Consider the following 25,441-nt stretch of genomic DNA (forward strand, 5'->3'; position numbering starts at 1 on the left):
TTTTTGTTACTACGCGAAGCATCTGAACCTGATTTTAAGAAAATTCTAACACAGGGATATTTACAATAAGCTTCACCGCACAAATTACCCTGTTTACCTCAATTTATTTTTTTTGTAGTTTTAGGGAAATACATTTGGGTATAACAATTTATAAAAAGGAAATGCCCATGAAAAATGCCCCCCACGCTATTTCGTTCAGGAGAAGCCTTAGTTTAGGATTTTCTACCATCGTGTATGCTATTTCGCACCTGGAAGAAATTATAAGGTTTTGAGCTGCATAAGGCAGGTACAACTAAGAAATGCCTGCCTTGATGTTTTTTTATTTTTTTAAATACAGAGTCTTCATTCCGCATAGCTCTGTTCAAAATGACGGCTATGTAAAGCTACGGCTTTACCGGCTTGAGTGTCTTTACAATAGCATCTGTATGATCCTGTAAAAGCAGGTCGCCATCTTTACACAGCAAATGGTAGTGCCCGTAACCTTCCACAAACTCAAAACGGTTTGTGTTGCCTTCAACCGCTTTAATTTCACGTAGTGTAAAACCAGGATAGTTTTCAATTTGTTTTATTAGATACATACTACCGTTATAAAGGCTGATGCTAAAAGTAGTTTTGGTATCGTGCTGTACAATTTCCCACTTCCCTATCTCAACTTTCATCTGTCTCTTTTGCTTTTCAAGCTTTAGCGCATCTTCGGTTAATTTTTTCAGCTCAGAAAGATCTATTTCATGCCTTCGCTCCTCCAGGCGGTACAAAAACCTACTTACCGGCGACACTCCATTGGTATGAAAATCCATATCATATACCATGTCAAGTCCGTAAATATGCAGCAGCAAACCGCTTACAAAATAGTCAGGGAAAAACCCTTCAGGTAATTGCTGCATATCCCTGCCCTTTAAAATAATGGGAAAAGCATACTGTGCCAATGCCGTTGACGGACAATGTACCCAAACCACCCACGGTGTAGTGTAAGCAGGATAACCATAAGCAGCATTTGTTGGGTAACCGTGATAATGCTCCATAAGCACCATAGTATAAAAGTTGATTATATCTGCTTCGGCGTTAAATTTTCCTTCTTCACGCAATTGCTGGTCGGCTTTATGCAGGGCAGTCCAGTATTTTTCGATATTGTCGCCTTTGAGGTTTTTGATGTTTTTTTCAATCTTTTTAAAATCCTGTCCCAGCATGGCAGCCGAAAAAAATATAAAAAAAGCAGTTGTAATTTGTCGCGGCATAATATTGTTTATTGGCTGTAAATTTAATACAAATCTTACAATACTATTAATGTGCCAAAGCTTTAAAGATCATATTTTTTTGAAAAACATAAAGCGTAACATTAATTTTTAGTTTTTTGATTTACAGCTATTTAGCACTTGGTAATTTTACACACAGAAACGACGTTTTGAGAACCAAATGCGTAATATTAAATTGCTGTTTTTAATCGGGTAAAATAGGTATCTTTACATTTATAAAAAGCTGAAAAAGCCTGTAAAATATGGAGAATGTACCCCATCTGCGTACGGTAAACGTTACGCGATACCTCACCCCTCTTCGCGAAGGCGGCTCATTGCCTGCCCTGGCCGAAGCTGATGACGATTATAAGTACGTATTAAAATTTAAAGGTGCCGGCCACGGAACCAAAGCACTCATAGCAGAACTCATTGGCGGAGAGATAGCCCGTGTACTTGGCCTTCCCGTACCTGAACTGGTCTTTGCCAATCTTGATGAGGCTTTTGGCCGCACTGAAGCCGATGAAGAGATTCAGGACTTATTGCAGCATTCACAAGGGCTTAACCTGGCATTGCATTACCTTTCGGGAGCTATAAATTTTGATCCTGTGGTTACTGCAGTTGACGCAAAAATGGCCTCGCAAATTGTTTGGTTAGATGCTTTTATTACCAATGTGGACAGGACTTTCCGTAATACCAACATGCTTATCTGGCACAAGGAATTATGGCTTATAGACCACGGTGCAAGCCTTTACTTTCATCATTCATTCAGCGATCCTATTGGCCATGCCAAGAGTCCGTTTGCATTGATAAAGGACCACGTATTGCTTCCTCAGGCCTCACTCCTTGACGAAACTGATGCCGAGTACAAAGCCATGCTTACCGAAGAAAAGATACGTGCTATCGTGGCGCTTATCCCTGACGAGTGGCTGCACTGGGAAGAACTGGAGAAAGAACCAGCAGAAATCAAAGATATATACGTTAGCTTCCTGCTGACCCGTTTAGAGAATTCAGAACTATTTGTAAATCAAGCTAAAGATGCAAGAAAAGCACTTATATGAGTATGCCGTGATTCGCGTAGTGCCAAGGGTAGAACGCGAAGAGTTTGTTAATGCAGGTGTAGTGGTGTTTTGCAAAAGAAAGCGTTATGTAAAAGTATTGTTTACTATAAACCAAGCCAAGTTAATCGCCATTGATCCTGAGATTGATGTGGATCAGATACGCCTGAATCTTGAATCATTTCAAAAAATAGGTGAAGGTGCAAAAAACGGCGGCCCTATTGCAACACTTGAAGCACCGGAGCGTTTTAGGTGGTTAACGGCAATAAGAAGTTCTGTGATACAAACATCAAGGCCTCACCCCGGCTTATGCGATGATATAGAAAATCTCGCACAAAAATTGTTTGACGATTATGTAGCTTAGAAGAAAATTGTCCTGAAACGCCCGTATTATTGTCGCATCTGCACATTGCGGCATCGTTGTTATCACTGTACTTTTGACATATAACATTAAACAACCAGACGATGACAGCTATTAAACAAATCTTTGTGAACCTGCCGGTTAAAAACCTTGACACAACAGTAAAGTTCTTTACGAAACTGGGTTTTACCTTTAATCCTGATTTTACAGATGAGAACGCAACCTGCATGATTATAGGTGAAAATATATTTGCCATGCTGCTGAAAGAAAACTTCTTTAGCACTTTTACAAAGAAGCCGCTTGCAGATGCTAAAACCACTACCGAAGTTATCAACGCCTTTTCATTAGGCAGCAGGCAGGAAGTGGATGATATGATTGAAAAAGCTATTGCCGCAGGCGCAAAGCAATACAAAGAAACTGAAGACCACGGATGGATGTACGGACGCAATTTTGAAGATCCGGATGGACATCAATGGGAATTTTTCTTTATGGATATGAATGCCATACCAAAGGAATAAAAGTTAAAAGATAAAGCCCGCATCAATTAAATGTTGCGGGTTTCTTATTTATAAGATAGATATACTGGAACATGCAAAAGGCAGCCACAGCGCCAAAGGTATGCCACAAGAAGTGTGTACCAAAGCTGGTTATATGCCAGGCATCTACTACTCTGGATGTAAGCGCAATTATGAAGGCAACCAATGCAAACCCAACCCACCTTCCATTAGAGAATTTCGTACTGATAAGAAATGCCAGTACAGGAAAAAGCACCATCCCGGCAAGTACAGCATAATTTATATTAATAAAGAGTTGCATATTGTCATCTTCAGCCATCTGCTGCCTTGCAAAAAGCTGGAAACATAAATACAGCACCACAAATAAAACTGCAAAATACCATCTGGTAACACGCCCTAAAAAATAGACTCCTGCGGCGACACATAGTAGCATTATAGGCAGCCAGTCCATCATTATGAAAAATCGCCATTGGCGGAGTCCGTGGTAAATGGTACCGCCAATACCTCCTATATACAGAAGTAATATGGCCGCCGATAAAAAAGAATGTTCCTTGTAGCAAGTACGAAGTTTTATCGTCCAGTAAACAGCAATGGCAAGAAAAAAAAAAGATGTAATGGCATTAAGGGGCTCAGGAAACAGATGCTGCATGTTTGTCTCTGCATAAAGCATCCCTCCATCGGGCGGATTTTGGTACAATAACATAAATGAAGGATTTCTGAGATTAAAATTATGGAAAATATTTTTTTACTCATAAACCTTTAATAAACAATTAGATATTCTATTTATATAGCATCATACTGTAATTTTTGTATTACATTTAAAAACACATATGTTACAATTTACTGCACACCCTGCCAAATGTTAAAAAAAATACTTTATTTTTACTCACTTTTTAGCAAGCACACTACATGGAGCTTTACATAAAATACAACATAGACATGATGTGCAAGGTCCTGCTGCAACAACAGCTGGATAAATATAATATTGATTGCAGGGTTACAGAACCGGGTTATGTTAAGTTTAGGGAAAATATCCCTATGGAAACCTATCACAAACTGGTTAAGTCGTTGAGTGAATTTGGCATTGAGATTGTTGACAACCAAAAAAGCATATTAGTACAAAAAATAAAAAATGCAATTATAGAAATGCTCTATGCAGATAAAGGCGTTCAGTCGCTTAAAATATCTACTTTTCTTTCTGAAAAACTTGGAGAAAGCTACCGAACGCTGTCACAGGTCTTTTCAGAGGTAACTTTTATTTCTATAGAAAATTTTATCATTTTGCATAAGATCGAAAGGGTAAAACAGTTATTGCTTACCGAAAATCTTTCGCTTACCGAAATCTCATTTATGATGAACTACAGCAGCGTAGCTTATCTTTCACAACAGTTTAAAAACATTACAGGTATAACACCCACAGCGTTTCAGAAGATAATGAAGCAGAAACGATACGCTTAAACATATAACAATAACTTAAGAACAAAATAAAATAGATGCGACCTACTAAATTGCACATAATGCTGGCCGATGACGACGAAGATGATCGTTTGTTCTTTAAAGAGGCTTTTGAAGAAGTGAAAATTGACTACACCATCTCTACTTTTAATGATGGTGAGCAGTTAATGGAACATCTTTATGATACCTCAAACCCACTACCGGATATTGTTTTCCTGGATCTTAACATGCCAAGGAAATCAGGTATAGAATGCCTTAAGGAAATAAGGGCTAATGAACGCCTACAGAGAATATCTGTCGCCATTTATTCCACTTCTTCGTCTGAACAGGATATAGAAGACACTTTTGTATCTGGTGCTAATGTATATATCAAAAAGCCTAACGATTTCAATATGCTTAAAAAGATATTGAGCGACGTTGTACATATCAACTGGCAGTATATTACTGACGGTTTAAACAAAGACAGTTTTATTTTAAGTCTATAAGACGAAAGTTTACAGCATAAAAAAAGGTATCTGCCCCCCAGCTCGATACCTTTTTTATTTTGTTTAAGCATTATTCAAAATCCTTGACGAATATGTTTAACGCTTCAGAAATACCATTGCCATTATTAATTTCTGAATAACAATGACAACACTACAAAAATAGCAGATTGACAAAGGACTTAGTTATATAATTTTACACATCCTGTTATACTTTAATACAATGCATTTGCAACATTATGCGAACACAGGAATTTATCATTCTGAAATTCAGTATATTCTTAAATTAGTCTTAAAAACATTATACAAGGGCTTTTGAAATCCTTATATTTGTTACACTGCATACTATGTGGTTTATTATATACCAATTTGAAATAATAATGGAAACAATTTCTACCCCATCGTTCTTAGAAAACCTTCGTAACGTAACTGCAAAATCTCACATTGCTCTTGAAGAGCTGCCAATATCAAAATCTATAGTAAATCCTGAAATCACAAAAGACGAGTATATATTGTATCTGGATTTAATGAAAGATGTTATCAACGATGCTGAAAATAATATTTTTCCACTTACAGCTAATATAATTACAGACAGTGCCGACAGGCTTAGAGATCATTTACTTGATAACGATTTTAAAGCACTTGGGCATACTAAAACCTATACAGATTCAAAACCTCTCAGCGCAGGCATCTCTAATCTGACTCCTGCTTTTGCATTAGGTATCTTTTATGTACTTGAAGGGTCTAACCTGGGCGGAAGGGTTATATTCAAAAATATCAACACTGCACTGGGATATGACGTAGAGAGCGGCGCATCTTATTTTTCCGGTTATGGCGGCACAACAGGCAGCCATTGGAGAACTTTCATTGAAATGCTCACAAAATATGAAGCTGCAAATGATAATGCTGACGAAATTATTGCAGGCGCAGATTATTGTTATAATGCCATAAGCAAGCATCTTGTAGAGAACAGCTCTAAATAAAAAGAGAATCACCCCTAATTAATTTTATGCAGATAAAAGATATTGTAAATCGTGACATAGTTAACCTTACTAACTGCGAACAGGAACCTATACACATACCCGGCAGCATACAGCCGCATGGTTTCCTGATTGGATTAAAAGAGAATTCATTTATTATAGACTATTGCAGTGCAAACACCCTTGAGTATATAGGCATAAGCCATACATCTCTTTTAGGGAAAAGCATGCAGGATGTTTTTGGAAGTACAGCTACAACTTGCTTACAGGAGTATATAGCAAACGAACAAATGCTTTCTTCATCGTTATTAAAACTTACGCTGGAAGGAAAAGATTATCTGTGCACCGTTCACAATAGCAGTAACATTTATATACTGGAGGCAGAGCCGGTAAACACAGACAATAAAAAGGTAAGTGACGTTTATAATCAAACGTCGCAGTTCCTTCTTTATATGCACGACACCCATACCCTAAAGCAATTATGCCAGCTGGTCGCAAACGGTGTTCGTGAAATTACCGGTTATGACAGGGTAATGGTATACCGCTTTGATAAGGACTACAATGGCGAGGTATTTGCCGAAGCTGTACGCGACGACCTTGAACCATTTTTAGGCCTTCATTATCCGCATACCGATATTCCGCCGCAGGCAAGAGAACTCTACATGAAAAACCTGCTTAGGCTTATTACAGATATTGATTATACTCCGGTACCCTTGTATACCGTAGACGATACTCAGGATAAAAACCTTGACCTTAGCCTTTCAATACTGCGAAGCACATCGCCTATCCATGTGCAATACCTGCACAATATGGGTGTTGGCGCAACACTTACCATATCGCTTATTTATAAAAAGAAATTATGGGGGCTTATAGCCTGTCACCATTATTCACCCAAGAACCTTACTCCCGAAATAAGGCTTGCGGCGCAATTGCAAGGTCATTTTATTACTTCTCAAATAGACTTGAGACAGGCTACGGAAGAATATGATGTAGCACGTAAAACCAATGAAGAACTTAAAAAGTTAGATACTTTTATACTTACCGGCAAAGAGTCAGGGACATTTAAAGATCTTTTAAAAACTGACGGATTACTTGAACTATGCAATGCTGCAGGAGCAGCAATTGTATATGGAGGTGCGGTGTACAGCCACGGAATTACGCCTACAGAAGACGAAATCCAGGATCTGGCCAACTGGCTCGCCACCCATACCAACAACGGTAGTTTTCATACCGATAAACTGTTAGACTACCTGCCCAACAGGCTTGAAATGTGCGGGCAGACATCGGGACTTATATATCATTCTCTTGACACCGAAAGCAATAACTGTATTATATGGTTCAGGCCGGAAACAAAAACAGAGGTTAACTGGGCAGGAGATCCTAATAAGGCGATTGTTAAAGATAAAAATGGGCTATATCCGCGTAACTCATTTAAACTCTGGAAAGAAATTGTAAGCTGCACCAGCAAACCATGGATTCAGCCTGAAATAACTACGGCTGCCAGCTACGCAAACAGCCTGCAACGCCAGATAAACCTGTTAATAATAAGCGAGGAAGAAGAAAAATACCGTAAACTAAGTGAACTGCTTAAAGAGACAAACTCTGAACTGCAAAACATAAACTGGATAAGCACGCACGATCTTCAGGAGCCGCTAAGAAAAATACAAATTATCTCGTCCAGAATATTAAGTAAGGAGAAAGACATCTCAGAAAATGTACAGGATTCTATAAATAGAATGAATCACTCAGCAGGCAGGATGCAGACGCTTCTTGCCGATATATTAAAGTATACCAAATTAAGAAATACAGATGGCGCTTTTGAACCAGTAGACGTGAACAAACTGATTGAGGAACTAAGGGACGAAATGGCAGAAACCCTTAACGAAAAAGGGACTGTTATTTATGATGAAGAACTGCCAAAAGTAAAAGGTGTACCATTCCTGTTAAAGCAGCTGCTATCTAACCTAATAGCAAATTCTATAAAATATGCCGCCTCCGACAGAAGCCCTGAGATTAAAATTACAGCCAGCCCTGTCCCTATGACATATAACGGTGTTGACAATGAATTTTATAACGTGATACACGTAACAGATAATGGCATTGGCTTTGAGCCGCAATTTGCAGAATCTATATTCAATATATTTACAAAACTCCATGCTTCGTCAGAATATAAAGGATCGGGCGTAGGCTTGGCGCTTTGCAAAAAAATAATGCAAAACCATAAAGGCTACATAACTGCAGTAAGCGAGTTTGGGAAAAGCACAACTATAAGCATGTATTTTCCTGTAAACAACGAGTAGGGAGTGCATTAAACATAAAAAAGCCCTGATAGTAATTATCAGGGCTTTTTTATGTAGAAGAAATACTACTATTCTTTATCTTTCTTGTTTGCTTTTCTTTCTTTATAAAGTTCGATAGCACCACCGGTTACCCAGTACATTACAAAAGGCACAAGGAACATCATTAACCAAAAACCTATAGAGATTATGGTTAGGAAAGCAAGAAAACCAAGGTATTGTGTAAATTCCATTTTTTTAGTATTTGAATTCAGCCCCAAATATAGGGCGAATATTTATTTTTACCAACAACTGCCCTTTAAAATCATTATAAATTATTTACGAAATCATTTTTTAAACCTGTGCATAATCCGTATTTTTGGCAGGCTTATAAACTACCGTAACACACGGTCAGGCACTTAGGCATCATTACTATCAACAAACAAATACAACAATAAAACATTCTGAAAATGGAATACAGGATTGAAAAAGACACCATGGGTGAAGTAAAAGTACCTGCAGACAAATACTGGGGTGCACAAACTGAACGTTCAAGAAACAACTTTAAGATAGGCCCATCAGGTTCTATGCCAAAAGAGATCGTTCAGGGTTTTGCTTACCTTAAAAAGGCTGCTGCTTACGCTAATCACGATCTTGGTGTGCTTTCTGCAGAAAAACGTGATGCTATCGCACAGGTTTGTGAAGAAATTCTTGAAGGTAAACTTGACAGCGAATTTCCGCTTGTAATATGGCAAACGGGTTCCGGAACACAGAGCAACATGAACGTAAACGAAGTTGTAGCTAACAGGGCTCAGGTGCTTGCCGGAGGTAAAATTGGTGAAGGCGAACCTGTTCTTAAAGCAAACGACGATGTAAATAAATCACAGTCTTCTAACGACACATACCCTACAGGCATGCACATTGCTGCTTACAAAGCTGTGGTAGAGGTTACTATCCCCGGAGTTGAAAAACTGCGCGATACGCTTAAAGCAAAATCTCAGGAGTTTATGAATGTGGTAAAAATAGGCCGCACACACCTTATGGATGCTACTCCCCTAACGCTTGGGCAGGAACTTTCAGGATATGTTGCACAGCTTAATTATGGCCTTAAAGCGGTTAAAAATACGCTTGCCCACCTTTCAGAAGTTGCCCTTGGCGGTACTGCTGTAGGTACAGGTCTTAACACACCGGATGGATATGATGTAAAAGTAGCAGAGTACATCGCTAAATTTACAGGACACCCATTTGTTACAGCAGAAAACAAATTTGAGGCACTTGCTGCCCACGATGCAATCGTAGAAACACACGGTGCGCTTAAACAGCTTGCAGTATCACTTAACAAGATAGCTAACGATATCCGTATGCTGGCTTCGGGTCCGCGTTCAGGAATTGGTGAGATATTTATCCCCGAGAATGAGCCTGGCTCATCTATTATGCCAGGTAAAGTAAATCCTACGCAATGTGAGGCACTTACTATGGTTTGCGCACAGGTTATGGGTAACGATGTGGCTATCACTATCGGAGGTACACAAGGCCACTACGAACTTAATGTATTCAAACCGTTAATGGCGGCTAACTTCCTTCAGTCGGCAAGGCTTCTTGGTGATGCATGTGTATCGTTTGACGAGCATTGCGCACAGGGAATTGAACCTAACCACACGCGTATTAACGAGCTTGTAAACAACTCGCTAATGCTTGTTACTGCACTTAATACGAAAATTGGGTATTACAAAGCTGCTGAAATCGCTCAGACAGCACACAAGAACGGAACAACGCTTAAAGACGAAGCTGTTCGCCTTGGCTATGTAACCCCTGAAGATTTTGACGCATGGGTTAAACCTGAAGAAATGGTAGGAAAAATTAATTAATTTTTTTCGATATATTTTAAAGGCCATCTGAAAAGGTGGCTTTTTTTATTTTCGGTCGTTTTTAACATAGCGCAGCGAAGTCGAAAAATCCATATTTATTATCCTGATATTTCTTCTTCGTCAAAGGGACAAAAAATGCATAAACTATTATCTTTGCTTTACAAAAATACATTATGCAAATAACGATACGCCCTGCTGAAACAAAAGACCTACCGGGAATACTGGAAATAATGAACCATAACATACTGCACAGTACCGCAGTATATGATTATGTACCTAAATCATTAGATGAAATCCAGGGTTGGTTTAACGAAAGGCAGCAGGATGGTTTCAAATTGATTGCAGCTGAATATAATGGCAGTGTAGCAGGATATGCTGGCTACGGAATTTTTAAGCCTAAAGCGGGCTACCGATTTACAGTAGAACATTCCGTTTATGTATCGGAAGAATTTCACGGAAAAGGTATCGGTAAGTTGTTGATGGCAGAACTTATTGCCATTGCAAAAAAAGAAGGAATACATAGCATGATAGGCGTAATTGATGCCGATAACGCGGCAAGCATAGCATTCCACAAACAGTTTGGATTTACCGAAACCGGCTTTCTTAAGCAGGCAGGCTTTAAATTTGGGCGCTGGCTAGATGTAACTTTTATGCAGCTACTATTTGATTAAACTTTCTTCTCGATTTTTTGAAGGATATCGTTCATCATCTCGGTCTGTATCTTTTGGATCTCTATAAGCGATTGCTCCTGGTGCATCACTAAGTGGTCTATCTTCTCGTGCAGCATACGTATTTCCAGCTCCGACTTAAGGTTTATCATATAGTCATTCTGTGCTTTTTCACGGTCTTTTTCGCCCTGGCGGTTCTGGCTCATCATAATAACCGGAGCCTGTAAAGCAGCCACACACGAAAGAATAAGGTTAAGCAATATGAACGGGTACGGATCAAAACCTTTGTTAGAAAGCAAAAATACATTTCCTGCAATCCAGCCTGCCAATATTGCTACAAAAATTATGATAAAGGTCCAGCTTCCGCCAAAAGAAGCGACCCTGTCGGCAACGCGCTGGCCAAAAGTACTTTTTGCATCATCATCCTCAGGATCATCTGCGAGCAGGGTTTTATTCTTAAGCGATTCGACAACCTTAGCTTCCGTTTCAGAGAGTTCGCCAAGTTCACGCTGTAAAAATTCGGTAATATACTTTTCACGGTATTGATTAAGTTCAGTTACAGAAAGATGGCAGCTATCGTCAAAATCAGGGTTATCCTGTTTTATAACCTCATAAATAGGCTGGCGCACCATTGTTGCCGCTACCTTTTCGTTACCCGGAAATTCTTTACCTGATATATCGCTCTTAAACTTTTCCATACAATTAAAACCAGTCTTTCTTTTTAAAATATATTGTCATACAGATGGCCGTAAAAACCATAACACCCAACACCCAATAATAGCCGTTTTGCGTATGGAGTTCGGGCATGTTATCAAAGTTCATCCCGTATACACCTACAATAAACGTTAACGGCATAAAGATAACCGAAAAAATGGTAAGGGTTTTCATGATCTGGTTCATTCGCTGGCTTTGCGACGAAAAATGAAAGTTTGAAGCACTCTCAAGCGAAGTGAGGTCATACTCCACCTGATCCAGCATTTCAAGGCATTTTTGATGCAGGCGGGCAAAGTAGGTGTGAGAAGATTTTCCTATAGTTTCATACTCATCATCCTCATCTTTGGAACTTTTAAGATTATAAAGCGCATCTCGCAGCGGGTTGATGGCACGCTTAATATAATTAAGTTCGTCACGGCTTTTTTCTATATCGTTTATAAAATCAGCTTTGCCGCTAATCTTCCCGTCATGAAGTTCCTCTACCCTGTCTTCAAAACGCTCAATGGTTATAAAGAAATTTTCCATGATGGCATCAAGCAGCAGGTACAGCAGGTAATCGTTCTTCTTTTTGCGCACTACGCCGCCGCCGGTACGAATGCGTTCACGGATATGCTCAAAATAATCACTTTTCTTTTCCTGAAACGAAACGATTACGTTATCTTTTAAAAGAAAGCTTATCTGCTCCGTTTTTATATTGCCATCTTTTTCTTCCGGCAGTACCGACTTTATGCTGAAAAACAAGACATCACCAAGTTCTTCAATACGGGTACGCCTTGAGGTATTTAGTACGTCTCCTGTAATAAAAGGTTCAACATGAAATAAGCCCGTAACTTTTTGTATAAGTTCCACGTCGTGCAAACCATGTATATTCAGCCATTTAACATCATTTACCTGAAGTTCATCTTTGCACTCAGCAACTACCCTGTCCAGCGACACATTCTTATACTCCTCGTAGCCTTCTTCGTCAAAAACAAAAAGTTGCATTGCTACCGGTTCGGTTTTATATTCGCCCGTATACTCAAAATTAAAAGGCTGTACCTTGCGTACCTTACTATATTTAATTCTTTTCACATTATCATTTTTCTACCTATAAATATAGGCGTTTTTTAAAAATCCATTCTATTTTTACAAAAAGTTTAATTCATGCAAACGCTCATCATAAATATAAAGGAACTGCTTCAGGTACGCGAAGCAGGAATAAATAAGGTATCCGGAAAGGAAATGGCGCATCTGCCGCTGCTTAATCATGCCTGGCTGCTTATTGAAGACAACCTTATAGCCGATTTTGGCACTATGGATACCTGCCCTGACACTGATGGCTTAACAATTATAGATGCTGCGGGAAAAGCGGTTTTACCTGCATGGTGCGACAGCCATACGCACATAGTATATGCAGGCAATCGGGTACAGGAGTTTGTAGACAGAATAAACGGGCTTACCTACGAAGAGATCTTTAACCGTGGCGGCGGCATACTGAATTCAGCTAGAAAACTTAATGAAACCAGCGAGGATGATATCTACGAACAATCAAAAAATCGCCTTGAAGAAGTTATGCAGCAGGGAACCGGTGCCGTGGAGATAAAATCGGGCTATGGCCTAACTGTAGAAGGCGAACTTAAGATGCTTCGCGTTATCAAACGCCTGAAAGAAGAATACCCTACTGCCATAAAAGCTACATTTCTGGGAGCGCACGCTTTTCCATCAGAATATAAAGAAAACCACAGCGGCTACATTGATGTTATTGTTAAGGAAATGCTGCCAAAGATTGCCGAAGAACAGCTTGCTGATTATATAGATGCCTTTTTGGAAACAGGCTATTTTTCTGTTGAAGAGACCGAGCGCATTATGGAAGCCGGGAGAAAATATGATATGCCGGCTAAAATACACGTAAACCAGTTTACTGCCATTAGCGGTATTGAAGCCTGCGTAAAGCACAACGCCATCAGCGTAGATCATCTTGAGATCGTTACCGATGAAGATATTGAAGCGCTGAAAAAAAGTGACACCATGCCGGTTGCACTGCCTACCTGTTCATTTTTCATAAGCATTCCCTACACACCTGCCCGCAAAATGATGGATGCAGGACTACCGTTAGCCCTTGCCACCGATTTTAATCCCGGTACTACCCCATCAGGTAACATGAACCTTGTAGTAGCTACAGCCTGTATTAAAATGAAAATGACACCGGAAGAAGCTATAAACGCTGCCACTATAAACGGTGCTTACGCAATGGGATTGAGTGAAACCCATGGAAGTATAACCAAGGGTAAACGAGCAAATCTTATCATTACAAAACCGGTAGCCTCTTATTATCAGCTACCTTATGCTTTTGGCACTAATCTTATAGAAAGTGTTATTATAGAAGGCAAAACGATATAAATCAAAAAAGGCTGTCTTTGTGGAGACAGCCTTTTTCTTACCTTATATTTTTTCCTTATTTAATCGTCTTATTTCAGATTAAATGTTGTTGATGCAGCCATCTGGCCTTTATCGAAAACATTTACATGATAAAGACCTTTAGCAAAATCCTGACCTGAAATGGTCTCGTTTACTTCCATTGTTTTGTTTTCGTAAATAGCGTTAGTTATAAAGCTGTATGTTAACGACTGATCGCCAAAAGCTTCGGTAGCCTTATCGCCAATTACATTGTTATTTGGGTCAATAACCTGTACGTAATACATTTTGTTACCTGCTTTAGCCACTTCATTAGCAGCAATGTTAAAGGTAACCCTTACTACATCTACACGTTTTGCTTTTTCTGTCTGAACAAGTTTACCAGAACTTTTCTCTTTATAAGGCTGTATGTGCAGGTTCAGGATCTGAAGTTTAGCTGCTTTTTCTACAGTTTTAGAAAGGTTTGCATTTTGGTTTACAAGGGTATCATTATACCTCTTCGTTTCTCCAAGCGCAGTCATGGTACTGTCCCTCTGTGTTGTAAGTGTACCGTTCTCTTCCTTAAGCCTTACGTTTTCAGCTAATAAAGCATCGTGCTCACGCTTAAGTTTACGGTAATCATTTTTGTAGCGCGATAAAGCAGCAACATCACCTTTAGATTTTTTTACTTCAGCAAGAAGTTCCTCAATCTTTGCACGCTCAGCTTCAAGGTCACCCTTAATGGCAGAGTTGTCGGCGATAGCAGCATCATAGCTTGCTTTAGTTTCTTCAAGCTCATGAATAAGCTTGTCTCTTTCAGACATTAATGTCTTCTCCGTTGTTTCGCTGTCTGTACTCATTTTGTACATGTACGCTAAACTTCCCACTAGTAATATCGATAATATTACTATGATAGCTTTTAAGCTAGAGTTACTTTTTTGGTTTTCCATTGTTAAAATATTTTTTTCAAATTTATATTAATTTTAATTTGCCGATATGATTTTAACGAAAAATTAGCGGAAAATAGTATTTTTGACCACAACAAAAACATCATGGAAAACATTATTAAGTTTACAGTAAACGATTTAACAAAGTATACTGCACAACGAAGCGGAGAGATAAAATTTGGCGAAAGGATACTAACTGTTCCCAAGGATGTTAGTATTACAGATTACCTTAAAACCTGCGAAGCAAAATTTGTTCTTTTAGGAATTCCCGAAGACATAGGGGTTCGCGCCAATTTTGGCCGCCCTGGTACGGCTTCTGCATGGGAGTCGGCCATCAAGAGCATCGTTAACCTTCAGCATAACAAATTTAACAAGGGCAGCAACCTGCTTATCCTTGGAAAAATTGATGTGACCGAAGCCATGAAGCAGGCTGATACCATTGATGCAAAAACGATAGAAGGACGTAAAGCCCTGTCTGAACTGGTTGAAAAAATAGATAAAGATGTTGCCCATATCGTATGCCTTATCATACAGGCCGGTAAATTCCCGATAATTATTGGCGGCGGTCATAACAATGCTTACGGCAATATAAAAGGAACTGCATTGGCAAAAGCTAAACCGGTAAATGTCATTAATTTTGATGCACATACCGACTTCAGGCAGCTCGAAGGACGCCATAGCGGTAATGGTTTTTCGTATGCTTTTGAAGAAGGTTTCCTTAAAAAATATTTCATTTTCGGACTCCATGAAAACTATACCTCAAAAGGTGTGATGGAAAACATAAAGAAACACAGCGATACCATTAAATTCAACACGTACGAACAAATATCGGTAAGGAAAGAAAAGAGTTTTTCTGAAGAGAAGGTATTTGCGTTATCATTTATAAGCGATGACCCTTTTGGTATCGAGATTGACCTTGATGCATTGCCAAATGTTGCGAGCAGCGCCATCACGCCAAGTGGTTTCAGCATTGAAAAAGCGAGGCAGTTTATCCACTATTTTGGCCAGCATAAACACGCAGCCTACCTGCATTTGTGCGAAGGTGCTCCCGAACTTGATAATGAAAAAACAAATCACGTTACCGGTAAGCTTATAGCTTATTTATTAAGCGATTTTATGAAAGCCAAAACAGAACATCATCATTGATAAAAGCATACGTATGAAGTCAATACTTACCATAACAATATTACTATCAACACTAATGCTTTTTTCACAAGAGGAAGCAAGATTTCGTATTATTAAAAATAATAAGGTTGGTTATATTGATAGTTGCGGAAAAACTGTTATTGAAGCCGAATTTGCCGGAGGAAATGATTTTTCTGAGGGTTTAGCATCTGTTAGAAAAGATGGTTTATATGGTTTTATTGATAGTAAAGGAAAGTACATCATTGAACCCCAATACGAATATGCTACAAGTTTTCAGAATGGCTATGCTGTAGTATTTAAGGAACGAAAAAAAAAGTTAATTAACCTAAAAGGAGATTTGATTAACAATGATCCTAATAAAGATTTGTCAAATCATTCTGAAAATTTGGTGCAGTCTGCTTTTTATGGGGCATCTACAGAATATAAAGATGGAAAGTGGGGTATTGTAGACAGTTTAGGTAAGTATCTCATTCCTGCTAAATTTGATACAATTAATGATTTTGACAGAAATGGCTTTACTAATGACTTACTTAAAATTGTAATTAGGAAAAAACTAACTTACATTAATCAAAAAGGTGATATTATCTGGCAGGAAACAAAACCAGATAAAAACAGTATTATACCTTTAAACATTGACTTTATGAACCGGGGATATTGCTACGCCTATTCAAATACTGAAGAGCGTAATGGCTGGGGAATATCTGACAATTATCCGAAAAAAATAGGGTCAAAGAAATTTCCGAAAAAACAATTATCTCTTTTTATAGATCAGAGTGATAAAGCAACCTTTGAAGGAAATTTTAAAGGCTGCAAACTTTATTTAGCAAACACAAGCGATAAAAAAATAACACTTAATGCAAGTGACAGCAGGCTTAATATTCTCCTGCAGGCAATGGATAGTAATGGTAAATGGCAATATATAGAATATGCCCCTTCAAGCTGGTGTGGGAATAGCTACCATAATTTATACTTAGAAACGGGAGAATATTGGGATTTTACAATACCTGAATATGAAGGATGCGTAAAAACAAAAATACGTGCTGTATTAGCTTACAGTGAAGGAAAAAAAGAAACATTTGTCTATAGTAACACTATTGTTGGAAGCATTAATCCGGCTCAATTCTTTAATAAAAGACATTATACAAGCACTGGCCTAATGGATCCTTATAACGATTAGGTTACACCTGATAATGCCCGTCAGGCTCAATATGTATCATTACCTCGATAAACTGGGGTAATGTCTCCTGTATATGGTCTTTAACAGCATGCGATATCGTATGCCCGTCAGTCACTGACAGGTTTCCATCAACCCATATATGCAGGTCGGCATGATTATGTACGCCCATTTTACGGGTATGGCATTTTTCTACATTGGTAACCCCTGTCACTTCGGCGGCAAGTTCGCGCACCCTTTCATTAAGTGACGGATCAAGGTCTTCGTCCAGCAGTTCGCCAATTGCAGGCCTTACGATATGATATACATTAATCAGTATGATTACACCTGCAAACAAGGCCGCATAGTCATCAGCTGCTTCATAGCCCTTACCTCCCAGTAACGAAATGCTTATCCCTATAAATGCGGCAGCTGATGTAATGGCATCGCTCCTGTGGTGAAAGGCATCGGCCTTGATGGCTTGGCTATTTAGCTCAACACCTGTTTTTTTCACATAGCGGTACAAGATCTCTTTAGTCGCTATAACCACAAGTAAGATAATCAGTGTATAGGCAGCAGGGCTTTTATGGGGCGTTATAATATTGTGGATACTTTCTTTGCCTATAACAACGGCAGCAATAGTAAGAGCCGCCCCGATTCCAATAGCAATTAAGGCTTCCGCCTTTCCATGCCCGTACGGGTGGTCTTCATCGGCAGGCCTGGATGCCCATTTTAGTCCGAGCCACAGCATACTTGACGTAAATATATCAGCAGTAGATTCTATGGCATCGGCGATAAGCGCATAGGAGTTCCCAAAGATACCCCCGGCGGCTTTGAGCACCGCAAGTATGGCACTTACCACAATCCCGACAAATGTAGATTTTAAGCCTTTATTTTGTGAAGCTGCCATAGGTGATCGTGATAAAGATAGATGATTTTTTGAGGCTGTAAAAATACGTATTTTAAAAGCCCGACGCCCAAAACAAACACTTAATTTTTTTAGACTATCTTTGTAGCCGAAAGCGTTTAACAGTGAACGCTTACTATATATTATTTATGACATTTCAGGATCTTAATTTACTAAAAAATATACAACAGGCCCTTGCCGATGAAGGGTACGAAAACCCTACTCCTATCCAGGAACAGGCCATACCCATCATTCTTGAGGGGACTGACCTTGTGGGCTGTGCACAAACAGGTACAGGTAAAACCGCTGCCTTTGCTATCCCTATACTTAACGCGCTGCACCACATCGTAGGTTCGGCTAAAAAGGTAAAGTACATTCGCACGCTGGTGATAACACCAACACGAGAACTTGCCCTGCAGATAGGCGAAAGCTTTGAGACGTATGGAAAATACACTAACATTCGCCAGCTTACAATTTTTGGTGGAGTAAACCAGGTATCGCAAACAGACCAGCTTAAAAAAGGTGTAGATATACTTATCGCGACGCCGGGAAGGCTGCTTGACCTGCACAAACAGGGATTCATTAACCTGGATCACCTGCATACGCTTGTTCTTGACGAGGCTGACCAGATGCTTGACATGGGTTTCATTAACGATGTAAAGAAAATCATCAAGCTTACACCTGATAACAGGCAGACGCTTTTATTCTCTGCCACTATGCCGATCGCCATCCGCGAATTGGCTGATACCTTCCTGACCAAGGCAAAGTATGTTTCGGTTGCCCCTATCTCATCAACTGCCGAGAGGGTTAAGCAACAGTTATACTATGTAGATAAAGGCGATAAGCGTAAACTGCTGTATCACCTTATCCGCAACGAGAACTTAAACAATGTACTTGTCTTTACCCGTACTAAACACGGTGCAGACAATGTTGTAAAAGCGCTTAAGAAAAACGGCGTTGAAGCCGGCGCCATCCACGGTGATAAATCGCAGGGTGCAAGACAACGTGTTTTGGAACAGTTCAAGAATAAAGAAATAGGCGTACTTGTTGCTACCGATATCGCAGCCCGTGGTATTGATATAGAAAGTCTGCCGTATGTGGTTAACTTTGACCTTCCTAACATCCCTGAGACGTATGTACACCGCATAGGCCGTACAGGGCGTGCAGGAAAAGAAGGTTTATCTATCTCATTTTGCAGTAAAGACGAACTTCCTTATCTTAAAGATATAGAAAAGCTAATACGCCTTCAGCTAAAAGTGATAGACGGGCATCCTTATCCTTACCCGGATGCATCTGAAGCAAAACCTGACGAACAGAAAAAACCTGATCTGAGGAACAAGAACAAGCAGGCTAACAATTCAAGAAAATCTGAAGCCTCTAAAAAAAATAAAAAGCGTTGGTACTAGCGCTAAATCATTAGTCGGGAGAGAAATCTTCCGACTTTTTTTATTCAGGATTCTTCATGACGTTAAATAAATCTCGTCTCATTTATATTTAAACGGCATTATTTGAGCTTATGGTACTGTCCTGTGAATATCCGTTAAACGAAAAAAGACAGCCTTGCGGGCTGTCTTCATCATAAGATACTAACGTTTTAATTATCCTTTAAAACCACCGTCTATATTAAGGCTTGCACCGGTAATAAATCCGGCATCAGGGCCTGCAAGGTATGCGACAAAACTTCCAATTTCATCTACATGGGCATAACGGCCTACAGGCATCTGTGTCCTTAAGAAATCGGCAAATGGGCCATCTTCAGGGTTAAGGTCGGTGTTTACAGGGCCGGGCTGTACGTTATTTATGGTAATACCCAGAGGGCCAAGATCTCGCGATAAACCTAACGTAAGTCCCTGTACTGCCGCTTTGCTGGCTGCATAAACACCACCGCCTTCAAACGGCATACGGGTAGCATTAGTACTGCCTATGGTAATTATCCTGCCGCCTGTCCCCATGTGTTTTACAGCTGCCTGGATTGCCACAAAAACCGACCTTACATTAATATCAAAAGTTTTGTCGAAATCTTCAAGCGGATAGGTATCTAATGGGCCAAAAGTTCCTACACCTGCATTGTTTACCAGTATATCTATTTTTCCAAACTGTGCTGCTGTAGTTTCTACCGATGCTATTACCGATGCGGCATTGGCGCTGTCTGCCTGAATGGCCACGGCCTTACGCCCCAAAGCTTCAATTTCTTTTACAAGATTTTCGGCGGCTTCTTTGCCCGATACATAGGTAAAGGCAACATCAGCACCTTCTTTTGCTAATTTCCTTACGATTCCTGCTCCTATTCCACGGCTTCCGCCTGTTACGAATGCTGTTTTATTTTCTAAAGTTGACATAATACTGAATATTAAAATTATTTATAAATTTTGTTTTTTAGAAGAACCATTTGGTTGGTTTTTCTGTTACAAAGTTGCAACAGAAGCACTTCTCAAAACATTGACCCATGTCAGAAAAAACTATTGACTTGGATCAATAAAATTTAGCGCATAAAAAAACTCCTTAGCATTTCAGGAGTTTTATATATAATTAAGAATTACTTTTTAGCGGAATGATTTCGAACCCTGCTCAGTGTTTCGGGCGAAAGCCCAAGAAAACCGGCTATCATGTGCTGGGGTATGCGGTTCAGGATATCAGGGTACATTTTAATGAACTCATTGTACTTTTCTTCGGCAGTATAACTATTACCCATATGGACACGGTTTTGAAAAACTACAATACTACGTTCCAATAAATTACGATGAAAGGTATTGTAGGCAGGTATTTCTTCAAGAAGGTTCTCAAAATCCCCTTTTGGAATCAGGATCACTTCACTGTCTTCCAGCGCCTCAATATTGAATTTGGCCGGTTCTTCAAATATATAACTATTACGGTCGCCTGCCCACCAGTTTTCAGGCGAAAACTGGATGATATGCTCCTGTCCTTTATCATCTACCCTAAAGGTACGCACAAGCCCTTTAGAAATAAAAGCATTATCCCGCCACATATCGCCTTCCTGAAGCAAATATTGTTTCCTGCGCAATTTCTTAAGACGGCATACGCTTTCCAGCCGCTCTATATCATGAGGCGTAAGCGTAATCTTGGCGGAAAGATACTTTATTAGGTTGTCAAACATATAGGATCATTATTTATGTAAAAATAGTAAATGTAAGTATACAGAGGTAACCTAACACAAATTGACGAAATATCGTAACCTCAATACTACCCAAATCAGCTTACAGGAACACAGGGGCTATTTCGACTATAAAGGAACAGTAATTGCAAATTGTCTGGCAGCTTTGTTTTCTTGTCCCAGTTCAATGCACAGGATAACGTATCAAAGTAATTTTACAGTATCAAATTAAAACATATATAACCATGGAAAATACAATTTTAGGCATCCACCATATTACTGCAATAGCAGGCGATGCAAAACGCAACTTTAATTTTTATTCCAATATCTTAGGATTACGCTTCATTAAAAAAACAGTGAACTTTGATGATCCGGGAACATACCACTTTTATTTTGGCGACGAGATAGGCAGCGCCGGCACCATACTTACATTCTTCCCGTGGGGCGATGGCATACCACAGGGCAGAAGAGGATCTGGCATGGCAACAGAAATTGGGTACTCCGTACCAAAAGGAAGCCTTGAATTCTGGATAGAGCGTTTCGAGAAATATAATGTTATCTATAATAAACCGGCTGAGAAATTTGGTGAACGATACCTTACCTTCCTTGACCCTGACGGATTGAAACTGGAACTTATTGAGCAAAATACGCCTGATATCCGCGAACCTTGGGAAACCGACGAAATTAAAGCAGAACACGCAACAAGAGGATTTCACAATGTTACCATTACTCTTAACGATATAAAAGGCACAGCAGGTGTATTGACAGATATATTTGGCTACAAGCTGATCTCTAAGGAGAGCAACCGCTACCGCTATGCTACCGACACTGTAGACCAGGCTGCAATTGTAGATTTAGTAGAACTGCCATCAGAAAAATTAGGACATGTAGCAAACGGCACTGTACACCACGTAGCTTTCAGGGTTAAAAACGATGAGATACTTATGCATTTCCGTGCTAAAGTTGCTGCTGCAGGATTAAGCATTACACCACAGATAGACAGGCAGTATTTCCACTCACTATACTTTAGGGAACCTGGAGGCGTATTGTTTGAAATTGCAACCGATAACCCTGGTTTTATGATTGATGAACCGCTTGAAGATCTTGGTAAAGGCCTTAAACTACCTGCACAATATGAATCACGCCGTTCCGAAATTGAAGCGCATTTAGTACCGATAAATTAATTTAAGATTATGGAATTTCAACCTTTAAAATATATTTATAAAGCATCGGGTGTTCCCGGTGCTTATACCCTGCTGCTGCTGCACGGCACAGGGGGCGATGAGAACGACCTTATTCCGCTGGCACAAAACTTTGGAGACAAGCTAAACATATTGAGTGTAAGGGGTAATGTCAGCGAAAATGGCATGCCGCGTTTCTTTAAGCGATTAGGTATGGGTGTTTTTGACGAAAAAGATCTTGATTTCAGGACTGATGAGCTAGTGGCTTTTATAAAAGCAGCAGCTGTTCAGGAAGGGTTTGACAGTACTAAAGTGATTGCGCTCGGCTACTCTAACGGTGCTAATATTGCAGGCGCGGCGCTAGTTAAATATCCCGACTTCTTAGCCGGAGCCATCCTGTACCGCCCAATGCAGCCCTTTACAGCTATTGGAGAGACAGAAAAAGCACAGATGTGCAAACCGGTATTTTTCAGTTCGGGCAAGGCAGATCCTACTATACAGCCACATGCAACACCTGTATACGTACAGCTGCTTAAAGACAGGGGCTACAAAGTAGACTTTCATAACCTGCCTACAGGCCACAACCTCATTAAAGACGATTTGGAGCTATCGGTAGCGTGGCTTGCAGAAAATTTTAAGTAATGGAAACATTTAATGTTACAAGGGTCTATGCCGATGCAAACGGAGAAAGCCACTTTGAGGATATAAAAATTCCGCTTAACAATGCTGGAGAGATAGGTTTTCTTTCTGAGGCCCAAAATGCTGGAACTGTAGTCTTCAGGAAGGTAGTTAGCCAGTATGATTACGATTTTCATAATGCTCCGGCTCGTCAGTATATAATACTTACAGATGGCATTATAGAGATAGAAACATCGCTGGGTGAAATACGCAGGTTTAATGCAGGAGAGGTATTACTCGTAGAAGATACTACAGGCAAAGGCCACAAGACAAAGAACATTACAACACAAATGCGTTCTTCAATATTTATAACGCTTTGATTATTATTTCTTTTTACGGGAAAAGGACAGTTGCAAAGCTGCCCTTTTTTTGATGATAAAAATCACTAACTTTAGCTATCAAAAAACTAACTAATATGTCAAACATTGGCCAGATAATAGAAGAACGCCCAAGCGATATAGGTAATTTTCTTGTGGGCAGGCTGCTTCCCTTCAGGGAAAGGCGCACAGTAGGCCCTTTTGCCTTTATAGACCATATGGGTCCTGTACAGCTTAATGACCACGAGAACCTGGATGTAGGTGTGCATCCTCACATAGGGCTTTCTACCCTTACCTATTTATTTGAGGGTAGCATAATGCACCGCGACAGCCTGGGTACAGAAATAGAAATTAAACCCGGACAGGTAAACTGGATGACCTCAGGTAAGGGGATCGTGCATTCTGAACGCACACCTGACTACCTGCGCCATTCGGAAAAATCACTTCACGGACTACAGATATGGGTGGCACTGCCAAAGCATTTAGAACAGATGGAACCGTCATTTGCCCACATTGAAGAAGATGGAATGCCGACATGGACCATCGGCAACGTCGAGGCTAAACTAATTGCCGGAGAGGCTTTCGGGAAAAAATCAGATGTACCTGTATACAGCCCATTATATTTTATTGAATTGAAAAGCACAGGCAAAGAAACACTTAAAATAGGTAATGACCTATATGGCGAAAGTGGCCTTTATATTCTTGAAGGCAGTATAGAAAACGATGGCAATACCTTTGAACCTAAACAATTACTTGTTGCCAAAGATGCCTCATTATGCGAGTTTACTATGAATGGAAATACTACAGTATACATTTTTGGCGGAGAGGCTTTTCCTGAACCAAGGCATATCTACTGGAACTTTGTTGCCACATCAACCGAACTTATAGAAGACGCAAAGCAACGATGGATTGACCAAACCTTTCCTAAAATAGAAGGAGAAACAGGCTTTGTGCCGCTGCCTCCGCAAAATCCTAACTTCAAAGTTAAAAACAATAATTCTTAAAACGCAATTATGAAATTTTTACCCATTACCGATGAAAATGACAATAAAATCGCAATCAATGTTGATCAGATAGTTACTTTAAAAGAATATGATGATAAAACTACTCTCATTGTGACAACTAACGATGCATATTATTATAATTATCCAATTGATGAAACGTTAGAGTTCCTCTCTAAACATTTTTAATAAACTAACAATCAAAAAAATGGAAATAAAACATTCTGACGACGGCGCTAAAGGCTATTTCAGCGCTAAGGAAGGCGATATAAAAGCAGGATTAATGACGTATGTATGGGCCGGAGAAGATAAATTTATTATAGACCACACCGAAGGCAACCCTGATTTTAAAGGCATTGGTAAAAAATTATTAGATGCTGCCGTGGCGTATGCCCGCGAAAACAACAAGACTATCATTCCGCTTTGTCCATTCGCTAAAAAAATGTTCGACAGGACACCGGAGATACATGATGTACTGGCGGCATAAGCATTTTGCTTTAGGTTTTAAATAACAGTACTTTAGTATATTATTACAAAAATCATCAGCGTGATTGGCTACCTTTAGGTCTAAACCAAATCCTGATGATTTTTTTAATACTTATAAACACTGTTATTTTTATAATGCTTTCTTTTGTCCACGTATACTGGACCATGATAGGCAATCGCGACCTTACCGCCGTATTGCCTACAAACAGCAAAGGAGAACAATTAAACCCCACTATAATAGGCACTTTTTTAGTGGCAGCGTTATTTGGCATTTTCGCTTTTATAACCGTAGGAAACCTTGGCCTTTACGATGACTTTGTTCCGCATAGCATTATAAAGTATGCCACTATTGCAATTGGTATAGTGTTTATTTTAAGGGCGATAGGAAATTTTTCTTCTGTAGGTTTTTTCAAGAAACCTAATGGAACTGTGTTTGCAGCACGCGATACACGTTATTACTCACCGCTTTGTGTCTTCCTAGGATTAAGCAGTATTGCAATTGCTTTATTGCATTAAAAAAGGGCAACCGAAACG

29 protein-coding genes are annotated in these 25,441 nt (G+C 39.6%); 20 read left to right on the forward strand and 9 right to left on the reverse strand.

All coding sequences use genetic code 11. The annotated features are described in order from the left end of the window. Nucleotides 1-383 precede the first annotated feature (383 nt). Nucleotides 384-1,235: a hypothetical protein gene (locus R1T16_RS14780; protein ID WP_317501895.1), complete on the reverse strand. Its 852-nt coding sequence runs from the start codon at nucleotides 1,233-1,235 to the stop codon at nucleotides 384-386. Between the two features lie 260 nt (nucleotides 1,236-1,495). Here R1T16_RS14780 and R1T16_RS14785 point away from each other — a divergent pair, with 260 nt between their 5' ends. The 3 genes from R1T16_RS14785 to R1T16_RS14795 all read left to right on the forward strand — a co-directional run bounded on the left by R1T16_RS14785 (nucleotide 1,496) and on the right by R1T16_RS14795 (nucleotide 3,166). Beyond that, nucleotides 1,496-2,290, forward strand: a complete 795-nt coding sequence (locus R1T16_RS14785) for a HipA family kinase (RefSeq protein ID WP_317501896.1) — start codon at nucleotides 1,496-1,498, stop codon at nucleotides 2,288-2,290. Beyond that, the gene (locus tag R1T16_RS14790; RefSeq protein ID WP_317501897.1) at nucleotides 2,268-2,651 is read left to right on the forward strand and encodes a DUF3037 domain-containing protein; all 384 of its coding nucleotides are present in this window, start codon (nucleotides 2,268-2,270) and stop codon (nucleotides 2,649-2,651) included. The genes R1T16_RS14785 and R1T16_RS14790 overlap by 23 nt, the downstream gene beginning before the upstream one ends. A 101-nt stretch (nucleotides 2,652-2,752) precedes the next feature. Further along, nucleotides 2,753-3,166, forward strand: a complete 414-nt coding sequence (locus R1T16_RS14795) for a VOC family protein (RefSeq protein ID WP_317501898.1) — start codon at nucleotides 2,753-2,755, stop codon at nucleotides 3,164-3,166. Nucleotides 3,167-3,188: 22 nt separating this feature from the next. Here R1T16_RS14795 and R1T16_RS14800 read toward each other — a convergent pair whose 3' ends face one another. After that, a complete protein-coding gene (locus R1T16_RS14800) occupies nucleotides 3,189-3,866 on the reverse strand; it encodes a hypothetical protein (RefSeq protein WP_317501899.1) in 678 nt (225 codons plus the stop codon). 206 nt (nucleotides 3,867-4,072) lie between these two features. On the opposite strand from R1T16_RS14800, the gene R1T16_RS14805 reads away from it, so the two are divergent. The 4 genes from R1T16_RS14805 to R1T16_RS14820 all read left to right on the forward strand — a co-directional run bounded on the left by R1T16_RS14805 (nucleotide 4,073) and on the right by R1T16_RS14820 (nucleotide 8,380). Further along, nucleotides 4,073-4,621, forward strand: a complete 549-nt coding sequence (locus R1T16_RS14805) for an AraC family transcriptional regulator (RefSeq protein WP_317501900.1) — start codon at nucleotides 4,073-4,075, stop codon at nucleotides 4,619-4,621. Between the two features lie 35 nt (nucleotides 4,622-4,656). Next, nucleotides 4,657-5,103, forward strand: a complete 447-nt coding sequence (locus R1T16_RS14810; RefSeq protein WP_317501901.1) for a response regulator — start codon at nucleotides 4,657-4,659, stop codon at nucleotides 5,101-5,103. Nucleotides 5,104-5,480: 377 nt separating this feature from the next. Continuing rightward, nucleotides 5,481-6,083, forward strand: coding sequence for a biliverdin-producing heme oxygenase (locus tag R1T16_RS14815; protein ID WP_317501902.1), 603 nt, complete (start codon nucleotides 5,481-5,483; stop codon nucleotides 6,081-6,083). A 26-nt stretch (nucleotides 6,084-6,109) separates the two neighbouring features. Beyond that, a complete protein-coding gene (locus tag R1T16_RS14820; RefSeq protein WP_317501903.1) occupies nucleotides 6,110-8,380 on the forward strand; it encodes an ATP-binding protein in 2,271 nt (756 codons plus the stop codon). Nucleotides 8,381-8,448: 68 nt separating this feature from the next. Here R1T16_RS14820 and R1T16_RS14825 read toward each other — a convergent pair whose 3' ends face one another. Then, nucleotides 8,449-8,610: a hypothetical protein gene (locus R1T16_RS14825; RefSeq protein WP_317501904.1), complete on the reverse strand. Its 162-nt coding sequence runs from the start codon at nucleotides 8,608-8,610 to the stop codon at nucleotides 8,449-8,451. A 216-nt stretch (nucleotides 8,611-8,826) separates the two neighbouring features. On the opposite strand from R1T16_RS14825, the gene fumC reads away from it, so the two are divergent. Next, the gene (fumC, locus tag R1T16_RS14830) at nucleotides 8,827-10,224 is read left to right on the forward strand and encodes a class II fumarate hydratase (RefSeq protein ID WP_317501905.1); all 1,398 of its coding nucleotides are present in this window, start codon (nucleotides 8,827-8,829) and stop codon (nucleotides 10,222-10,224) included. 173 nt (nucleotides 10,225-10,397) lie between these two features. Beyond that, entirely contained in the window at nucleotides 10,398-10,895 is a 498-nt protein-coding gene (locus R1T16_RS14835; RefSeq protein ID WP_317501906.1) for an N-acetyltransferase family protein, read from the forward strand. Here R1T16_RS14835 and R1T16_RS14840 read toward each other — a convergent pair. After that, on the reverse strand, nucleotides 10,892-11,590 hold the full coding sequence (locus R1T16_RS14840; RefSeq protein ID WP_317501907.1) for a DUF1003 domain-containing protein: 699 nt from the start codon (nucleotides 11,588-11,590) through the stop codon (nucleotides 10,892-10,894). The genes R1T16_RS14835 and R1T16_RS14840 overlap by 4 nt on opposite strands. Nucleotides 11,591-11,594: 4 nt before the next feature. Beyond that, on the reverse strand, nucleotides 11,595-12,677 hold the full coding sequence (gene corA / locus R1T16_RS14845; RefSeq protein WP_317501908.1) for a magnesium/cobalt transporter CorA: 1,083 nt from the start codon (nucleotides 12,675-12,677) through the stop codon (nucleotides 11,595-11,597). Between the two features lie 72 nt (nucleotides 12,678-12,749). On the opposite strand from corA, the gene hutI reads away from it, so the two are divergent. Continuing rightward, nucleotides 12,750-13,985: an imidazolonepropionase gene (gene hutI / locus R1T16_RS14850; RefSeq protein ID WP_317501909.1), complete on the forward strand. Its 1,236-nt coding sequence runs from the start codon at nucleotides 12,750-12,752 to the stop codon at nucleotides 13,983-13,985. Nucleotides 13,986-14,053: 68 nt separating this feature from the next. Here the strand turns inward: hutI and R1T16_RS14855 are convergent, their stop codons facing one another. Continuing rightward, a complete protein-coding gene (locus R1T16_RS14855) occupies nucleotides 14,054-14,839 on the reverse strand; it encodes a hypothetical protein (protein ID WP_317501910.1) in 786 nt (261 codons plus the stop codon). A 192-nt stretch (nucleotides 14,840-15,031) separates the two neighbouring features. On the opposite strand from R1T16_RS14855, the gene R1T16_RS14860 reads away from it, so the two are divergent. Together R1T16_RS14860 and R1T16_RS14865 are read left to right on the forward strand one after the other, a co-directional pair. Beyond that, on the forward strand, nucleotides 15,032-16,072 hold the full coding sequence (locus tag R1T16_RS14860; RefSeq protein WP_317501911.1) for a formimidoylglutamase: 1,041 nt from the start codon (nucleotides 15,032-15,034) through the stop codon (nucleotides 16,070-16,072). A 13-nt stretch (nucleotides 16,073-16,085) separates the two neighbouring features. Continuing rightward, nucleotides 16,086-17,249: a WG repeat-containing protein gene (locus tag R1T16_RS14865; RefSeq protein ID WP_317501912.1), complete on the forward strand. Its 1,164-nt coding sequence runs from the start codon at nucleotides 16,086-16,088 to the stop codon at nucleotides 17,247-17,249. A 1-nt stretch (nucleotide 17,250) separates the two neighbouring features. Here the strand turns inward: R1T16_RS14865 and R1T16_RS14870 are convergent, their stop codons facing one another. Next, nucleotides 17,251-18,135, reverse strand: a complete 885-nt coding sequence (locus R1T16_RS14870) for a cation diffusion facilitator family transporter (RefSeq protein ID WP_317501913.1) — start codon at nucleotides 18,133-18,135, stop codon at nucleotides 17,251-17,253. 146 nt (nucleotides 18,136-18,281) lie between these two features. Here R1T16_RS14870 and R1T16_RS14875 point away from each other — a divergent pair, with 146 nt between their 5' ends. Continuing rightward, complete coding sequence (locus R1T16_RS14875) at nucleotides 18,282-19,538, forward strand: DEAD/DEAH box helicase (RefSeq protein WP_317501914.1); 1,257 nt, start codon at nucleotides 18,282-18,284, stop codon at nucleotides 19,536-19,538. Between the two features lie 192 nt (nucleotides 19,539-19,730). Here R1T16_RS14875 and R1T16_RS14880 read toward each other — a convergent pair whose 3' ends face one another. Both R1T16_RS14880 and R1T16_RS14885 read right to left on the reverse strand, forming a co-directional pair. After that, on the reverse strand, nucleotides 19,731-20,471 hold the full coding sequence (locus R1T16_RS14880) for an SDR family oxidoreductase (RefSeq protein WP_317501915.1): 741 nt from the start codon (nucleotides 20,469-20,471) through the stop codon (nucleotides 19,731-19,733). Between the two features lie 197 nt (nucleotides 20,472-20,668). Continuing rightward, nucleotides 20,669-21,247 (reverse strand): Crp/Fnr family transcriptional regulator, encoded by a 579-nt coding sequence (locus tag R1T16_RS14885; protein WP_317501916.1) that lies wholly within the window; start codon nucleotides 21,245-21,247, stop codon nucleotides 20,669-20,671. Nucleotides 21,248-21,489: 242 nt separating this feature from the next. On the opposite strand from R1T16_RS14885, the gene R1T16_RS14890 reads away from it, so the two are divergent. The 7 genes from R1T16_RS14890 to R1T16_RS14920 all read left to right on the forward strand — a co-directional run bounded on the left by R1T16_RS14890 (nucleotide 21,490) and on the right by R1T16_RS14920 (nucleotide 25,423). Next, on the forward strand, nucleotides 21,490-22,428 hold the full coding sequence (locus R1T16_RS14890; RefSeq protein ID WP_317501917.1) for a ring-cleaving dioxygenase: 939 nt from the start codon (nucleotides 21,490-21,492) through the stop codon (nucleotides 22,426-22,428). Between the two features lie 9 nt (nucleotides 22,429-22,437). Then, nucleotides 22,438-23,067, forward strand: coding sequence for an alpha/beta hydrolase (locus R1T16_RS14895; protein WP_317501918.1), 630 nt, complete (start codon nucleotides 22,438-22,440; stop codon nucleotides 23,065-23,067). Next, nucleotides 23,067-23,423: a hypothetical protein gene (locus R1T16_RS14900; protein WP_317501919.1), complete on the forward strand. Its 357-nt coding sequence runs from the start codon at nucleotides 23,067-23,069 to the stop codon at nucleotides 23,421-23,423. Before R1T16_RS14895 ends, R1T16_RS14900 begins: the two co-directional genes overlap by 1 nt. Before the next feature lie 95 nt (nucleotides 23,424-23,518). Further along, nucleotides 23,519-24,424 (forward strand): pirin family protein, encoded by a 906-nt coding sequence (locus R1T16_RS14905; protein WP_317501920.1) that lies wholly within the window; start codon nucleotides 23,519-23,521, stop codon nucleotides 24,422-24,424. Between the two features lie 9 nt (nucleotides 24,425-24,433). Then, nucleotides 24,434-24,610, forward strand: a complete 177-nt coding sequence (locus R1T16_RS14910) for a hypothetical protein (RefSeq protein WP_317501921.1) — start codon at nucleotides 24,434-24,436, stop codon at nucleotides 24,608-24,610. Nucleotides 24,611-24,629: 19 nt separating this feature from the next. Continuing rightward, a complete protein-coding gene (locus R1T16_RS14915; protein ID WP_317501922.1) occupies nucleotides 24,630-24,908 on the forward strand; it encodes a GNAT family N-acetyltransferase in 279 nt (92 codons plus the stop codon). A 95-nt stretch (nucleotides 24,909-25,003) separates the two neighbouring features. Beyond that, on the forward strand, nucleotides 25,004-25,423 hold the full coding sequence (locus tag R1T16_RS14920) for a DUF3995 domain-containing protein (RefSeq protein ID WP_317501923.1): 420 nt from the start codon (nucleotides 25,004-25,006) through the stop codon (nucleotides 25,421-25,423). The last annotated feature ends 18 nt before the right edge of the window (nucleotides 25,424-25,441 follow it).

Source organism: Flavobacterium sp. DG1-102-2 (genome assembly GCF_033042555.1).
Classification (GTDB): domain Bacteria; phylum Bacteroidota; class Bacteroidia; order Flavobacteriales; family Flavobacteriaceae; genus Flavobacterium.

What these genes read in the sequence shown, in the direction of transcription:
- R1T16_RS14780 (WP_317501895.1), bottom strand. Translation starts at nt 1,235, where the DNA reads ATGCCGCGACAAATTACAACTGCTTTTTTTATATTTTTTTCGGCTGCC.
- R1T16_RS14785 (WP_317501896.1), top strand. Translation starts at nt 1,496, where the DNA reads ATGGAGAATGTACCCCATCTGCGTACGGTAAACGTTACGCGATACCTC.
- R1T16_RS14790 (WP_317501897.1), top strand. Translation starts at nt 2,268, where the DNA reads ATGCAAGAAAAGCACTTATATGAGTATGCCGTGATTCGCGTAGTGCCA.
- R1T16_RS14795 (WP_317501898.1), top strand. Translation starts at nt 2,753, where the DNA reads ATGACAGCTATTAAACAAATCTTTGTGAACCTGCCGGTTAAAAACCTT.
- R1T16_RS14800 (WP_317501899.1), bottom strand. Translation starts at nt 3,866, where the DNA reads ATGTTATTGTACCAAAATCCGCCCGATGGAGGGATGCTTTATGCAGAG.
- R1T16_RS14805 (WP_317501900.1), top strand. Translation starts at nt 4,073, where the DNA reads ATGGAGCTTTACATAAAATACAACATAGACATGATGTGCAAGGTCCTG.
- R1T16_RS14810 (WP_317501901.1), top strand. Translation starts at nt 4,657, where the DNA reads ATGCGACCTACTAAATTGCACATAATGCTGGCCGATGACGACGAAGAT.
- R1T16_RS14815 (WP_317501902.1), top strand. Translation starts at nt 5,481, where the DNA reads ATGGAAACAATTTCTACCCCATCGTTCTTAGAAAACCTTCGTAACGTA.
- R1T16_RS14820 (WP_317501903.1), top strand. Translation starts at nt 6,110, where the DNA reads ATGCAGATAAAAGATATTGTAAATCGTGACATAGTTAACCTTACTAAC.
- R1T16_RS14825 (WP_317501904.1), bottom strand. Translation starts at nt 8,610, where the DNA reads ATGGAATTTACACAATACCTTGGTTTTCTTGCTTTCCTAACCATAATC.
- fumC (WP_317501905.1), top strand. Translation starts at nt 8,827, where the DNA reads ATGGAATACAGGATTGAAAAAGACACCATGGGTGAAGTAAAAGTACCT.
- R1T16_RS14835 (WP_317501906.1), top strand. Translation starts at nt 10,398, where the DNA reads ATGCAAATAACGATACGCCCTGCTGAAACAAAAGACCTACCGGGAATA.
- R1T16_RS14840 (WP_317501907.1), bottom strand. Translation starts at nt 11,590, where the DNA reads ATGGAAAAGTTTAAGAGCGATATATCAGGTAAAGAATTTCCGGGTAAC.
- hutI (WP_317501909.1), top strand. Translation starts at nt 12,750, where the DNA reads ATGCAAACGCTCATCATAAATATAAAGGAACTGCTTCAGGTACGCGAA.
- R1T16_RS14855 (WP_317501910.1), bottom strand. Translation starts at nt 14,839, where the DNA reads ATGAGTACAGACAGCGAAACAACGGAGAAGACATTAATGTCTGAAAGA.
- R1T16_RS14860 (WP_317501911.1), top strand. Translation starts at nt 15,032, where the DNA reads ATGGAAAACATTATTAAGTTTACAGTAAACGATTTAACAAAGTATACT.
- R1T16_RS14865 (WP_317501912.1), top strand. Translation starts at nt 16,086, where the DNA reads ATGAAGTCAATACTTACCATAACAATATTACTATCAACACTAATGCTT.
- R1T16_RS14870 (WP_317501913.1), bottom strand. Translation starts at nt 18,135, where the DNA reads ATGGCAGCTTCACAAAATAAAGGCTTAAAATCTACATTTGTCGGGATT.
- R1T16_RS14875 (WP_317501914.1), top strand. Translation starts at nt 18,282, where the DNA reads ATGACATTTCAGGATCTTAATTTACTAAAAAATATACAACAGGCCCTT.
- R1T16_RS14880 (WP_317501915.1), bottom strand. Translation starts at nt 20,471, where the DNA reads ATGTCAACTTTAGAAAATAAAACAGCATTCGTAACAGGCGGAAGCCGT.
- R1T16_RS14885 (WP_317501916.1), bottom strand. Translation starts at nt 21,247, where the DNA reads ATGTTTGACAACCTAATAAAGTATCTTTCCGCCAAGATTACGCTTACG.
- R1T16_RS14890 (WP_317501917.1), top strand. Translation starts at nt 21,490, where the DNA reads ATGGAAAATACAATTTTAGGCATCCACCATATTACTGCAATAGCAGGC.
- R1T16_RS14895 (WP_317501918.1), top strand. Translation starts at nt 22,438, where the DNA reads ATGGAATTTCAACCTTTAAAATATATTTATAAAGCATCGGGTGTTCCC.
- R1T16_RS14900 (WP_317501919.1), top strand. Translation starts at nt 23,067, where the DNA reads ATGGAAACATTTAATGTTACAAGGGTCTATGCCGATGCAAACGGAGAA.
- R1T16_RS14905 (WP_317501920.1), top strand. Translation starts at nt 23,519, where the DNA reads ATGTCAAACATTGGCCAGATAATAGAAGAACGCCCAAGCGATATAGGT.
- R1T16_RS14910 (WP_317501921.1), top strand. Translation starts at nt 24,434, where the DNA reads ATGAAATTTTTACCCATTACCGATGAAAATGACAATAAAATCGCAATC.
- R1T16_RS14915 (WP_317501922.1), top strand. Translation starts at nt 24,630, where the DNA reads ATGGAAATAAAACATTCTGACGACGGCGCTAAAGGCTATTTCAGCGCT.
- R1T16_RS14920 (WP_317501923.1), top strand. Translation starts at nt 25,004, where the DNA reads ATGATTTTTTTAATACTTATAAACACTGTTATTTTTATAATGCTTTCT.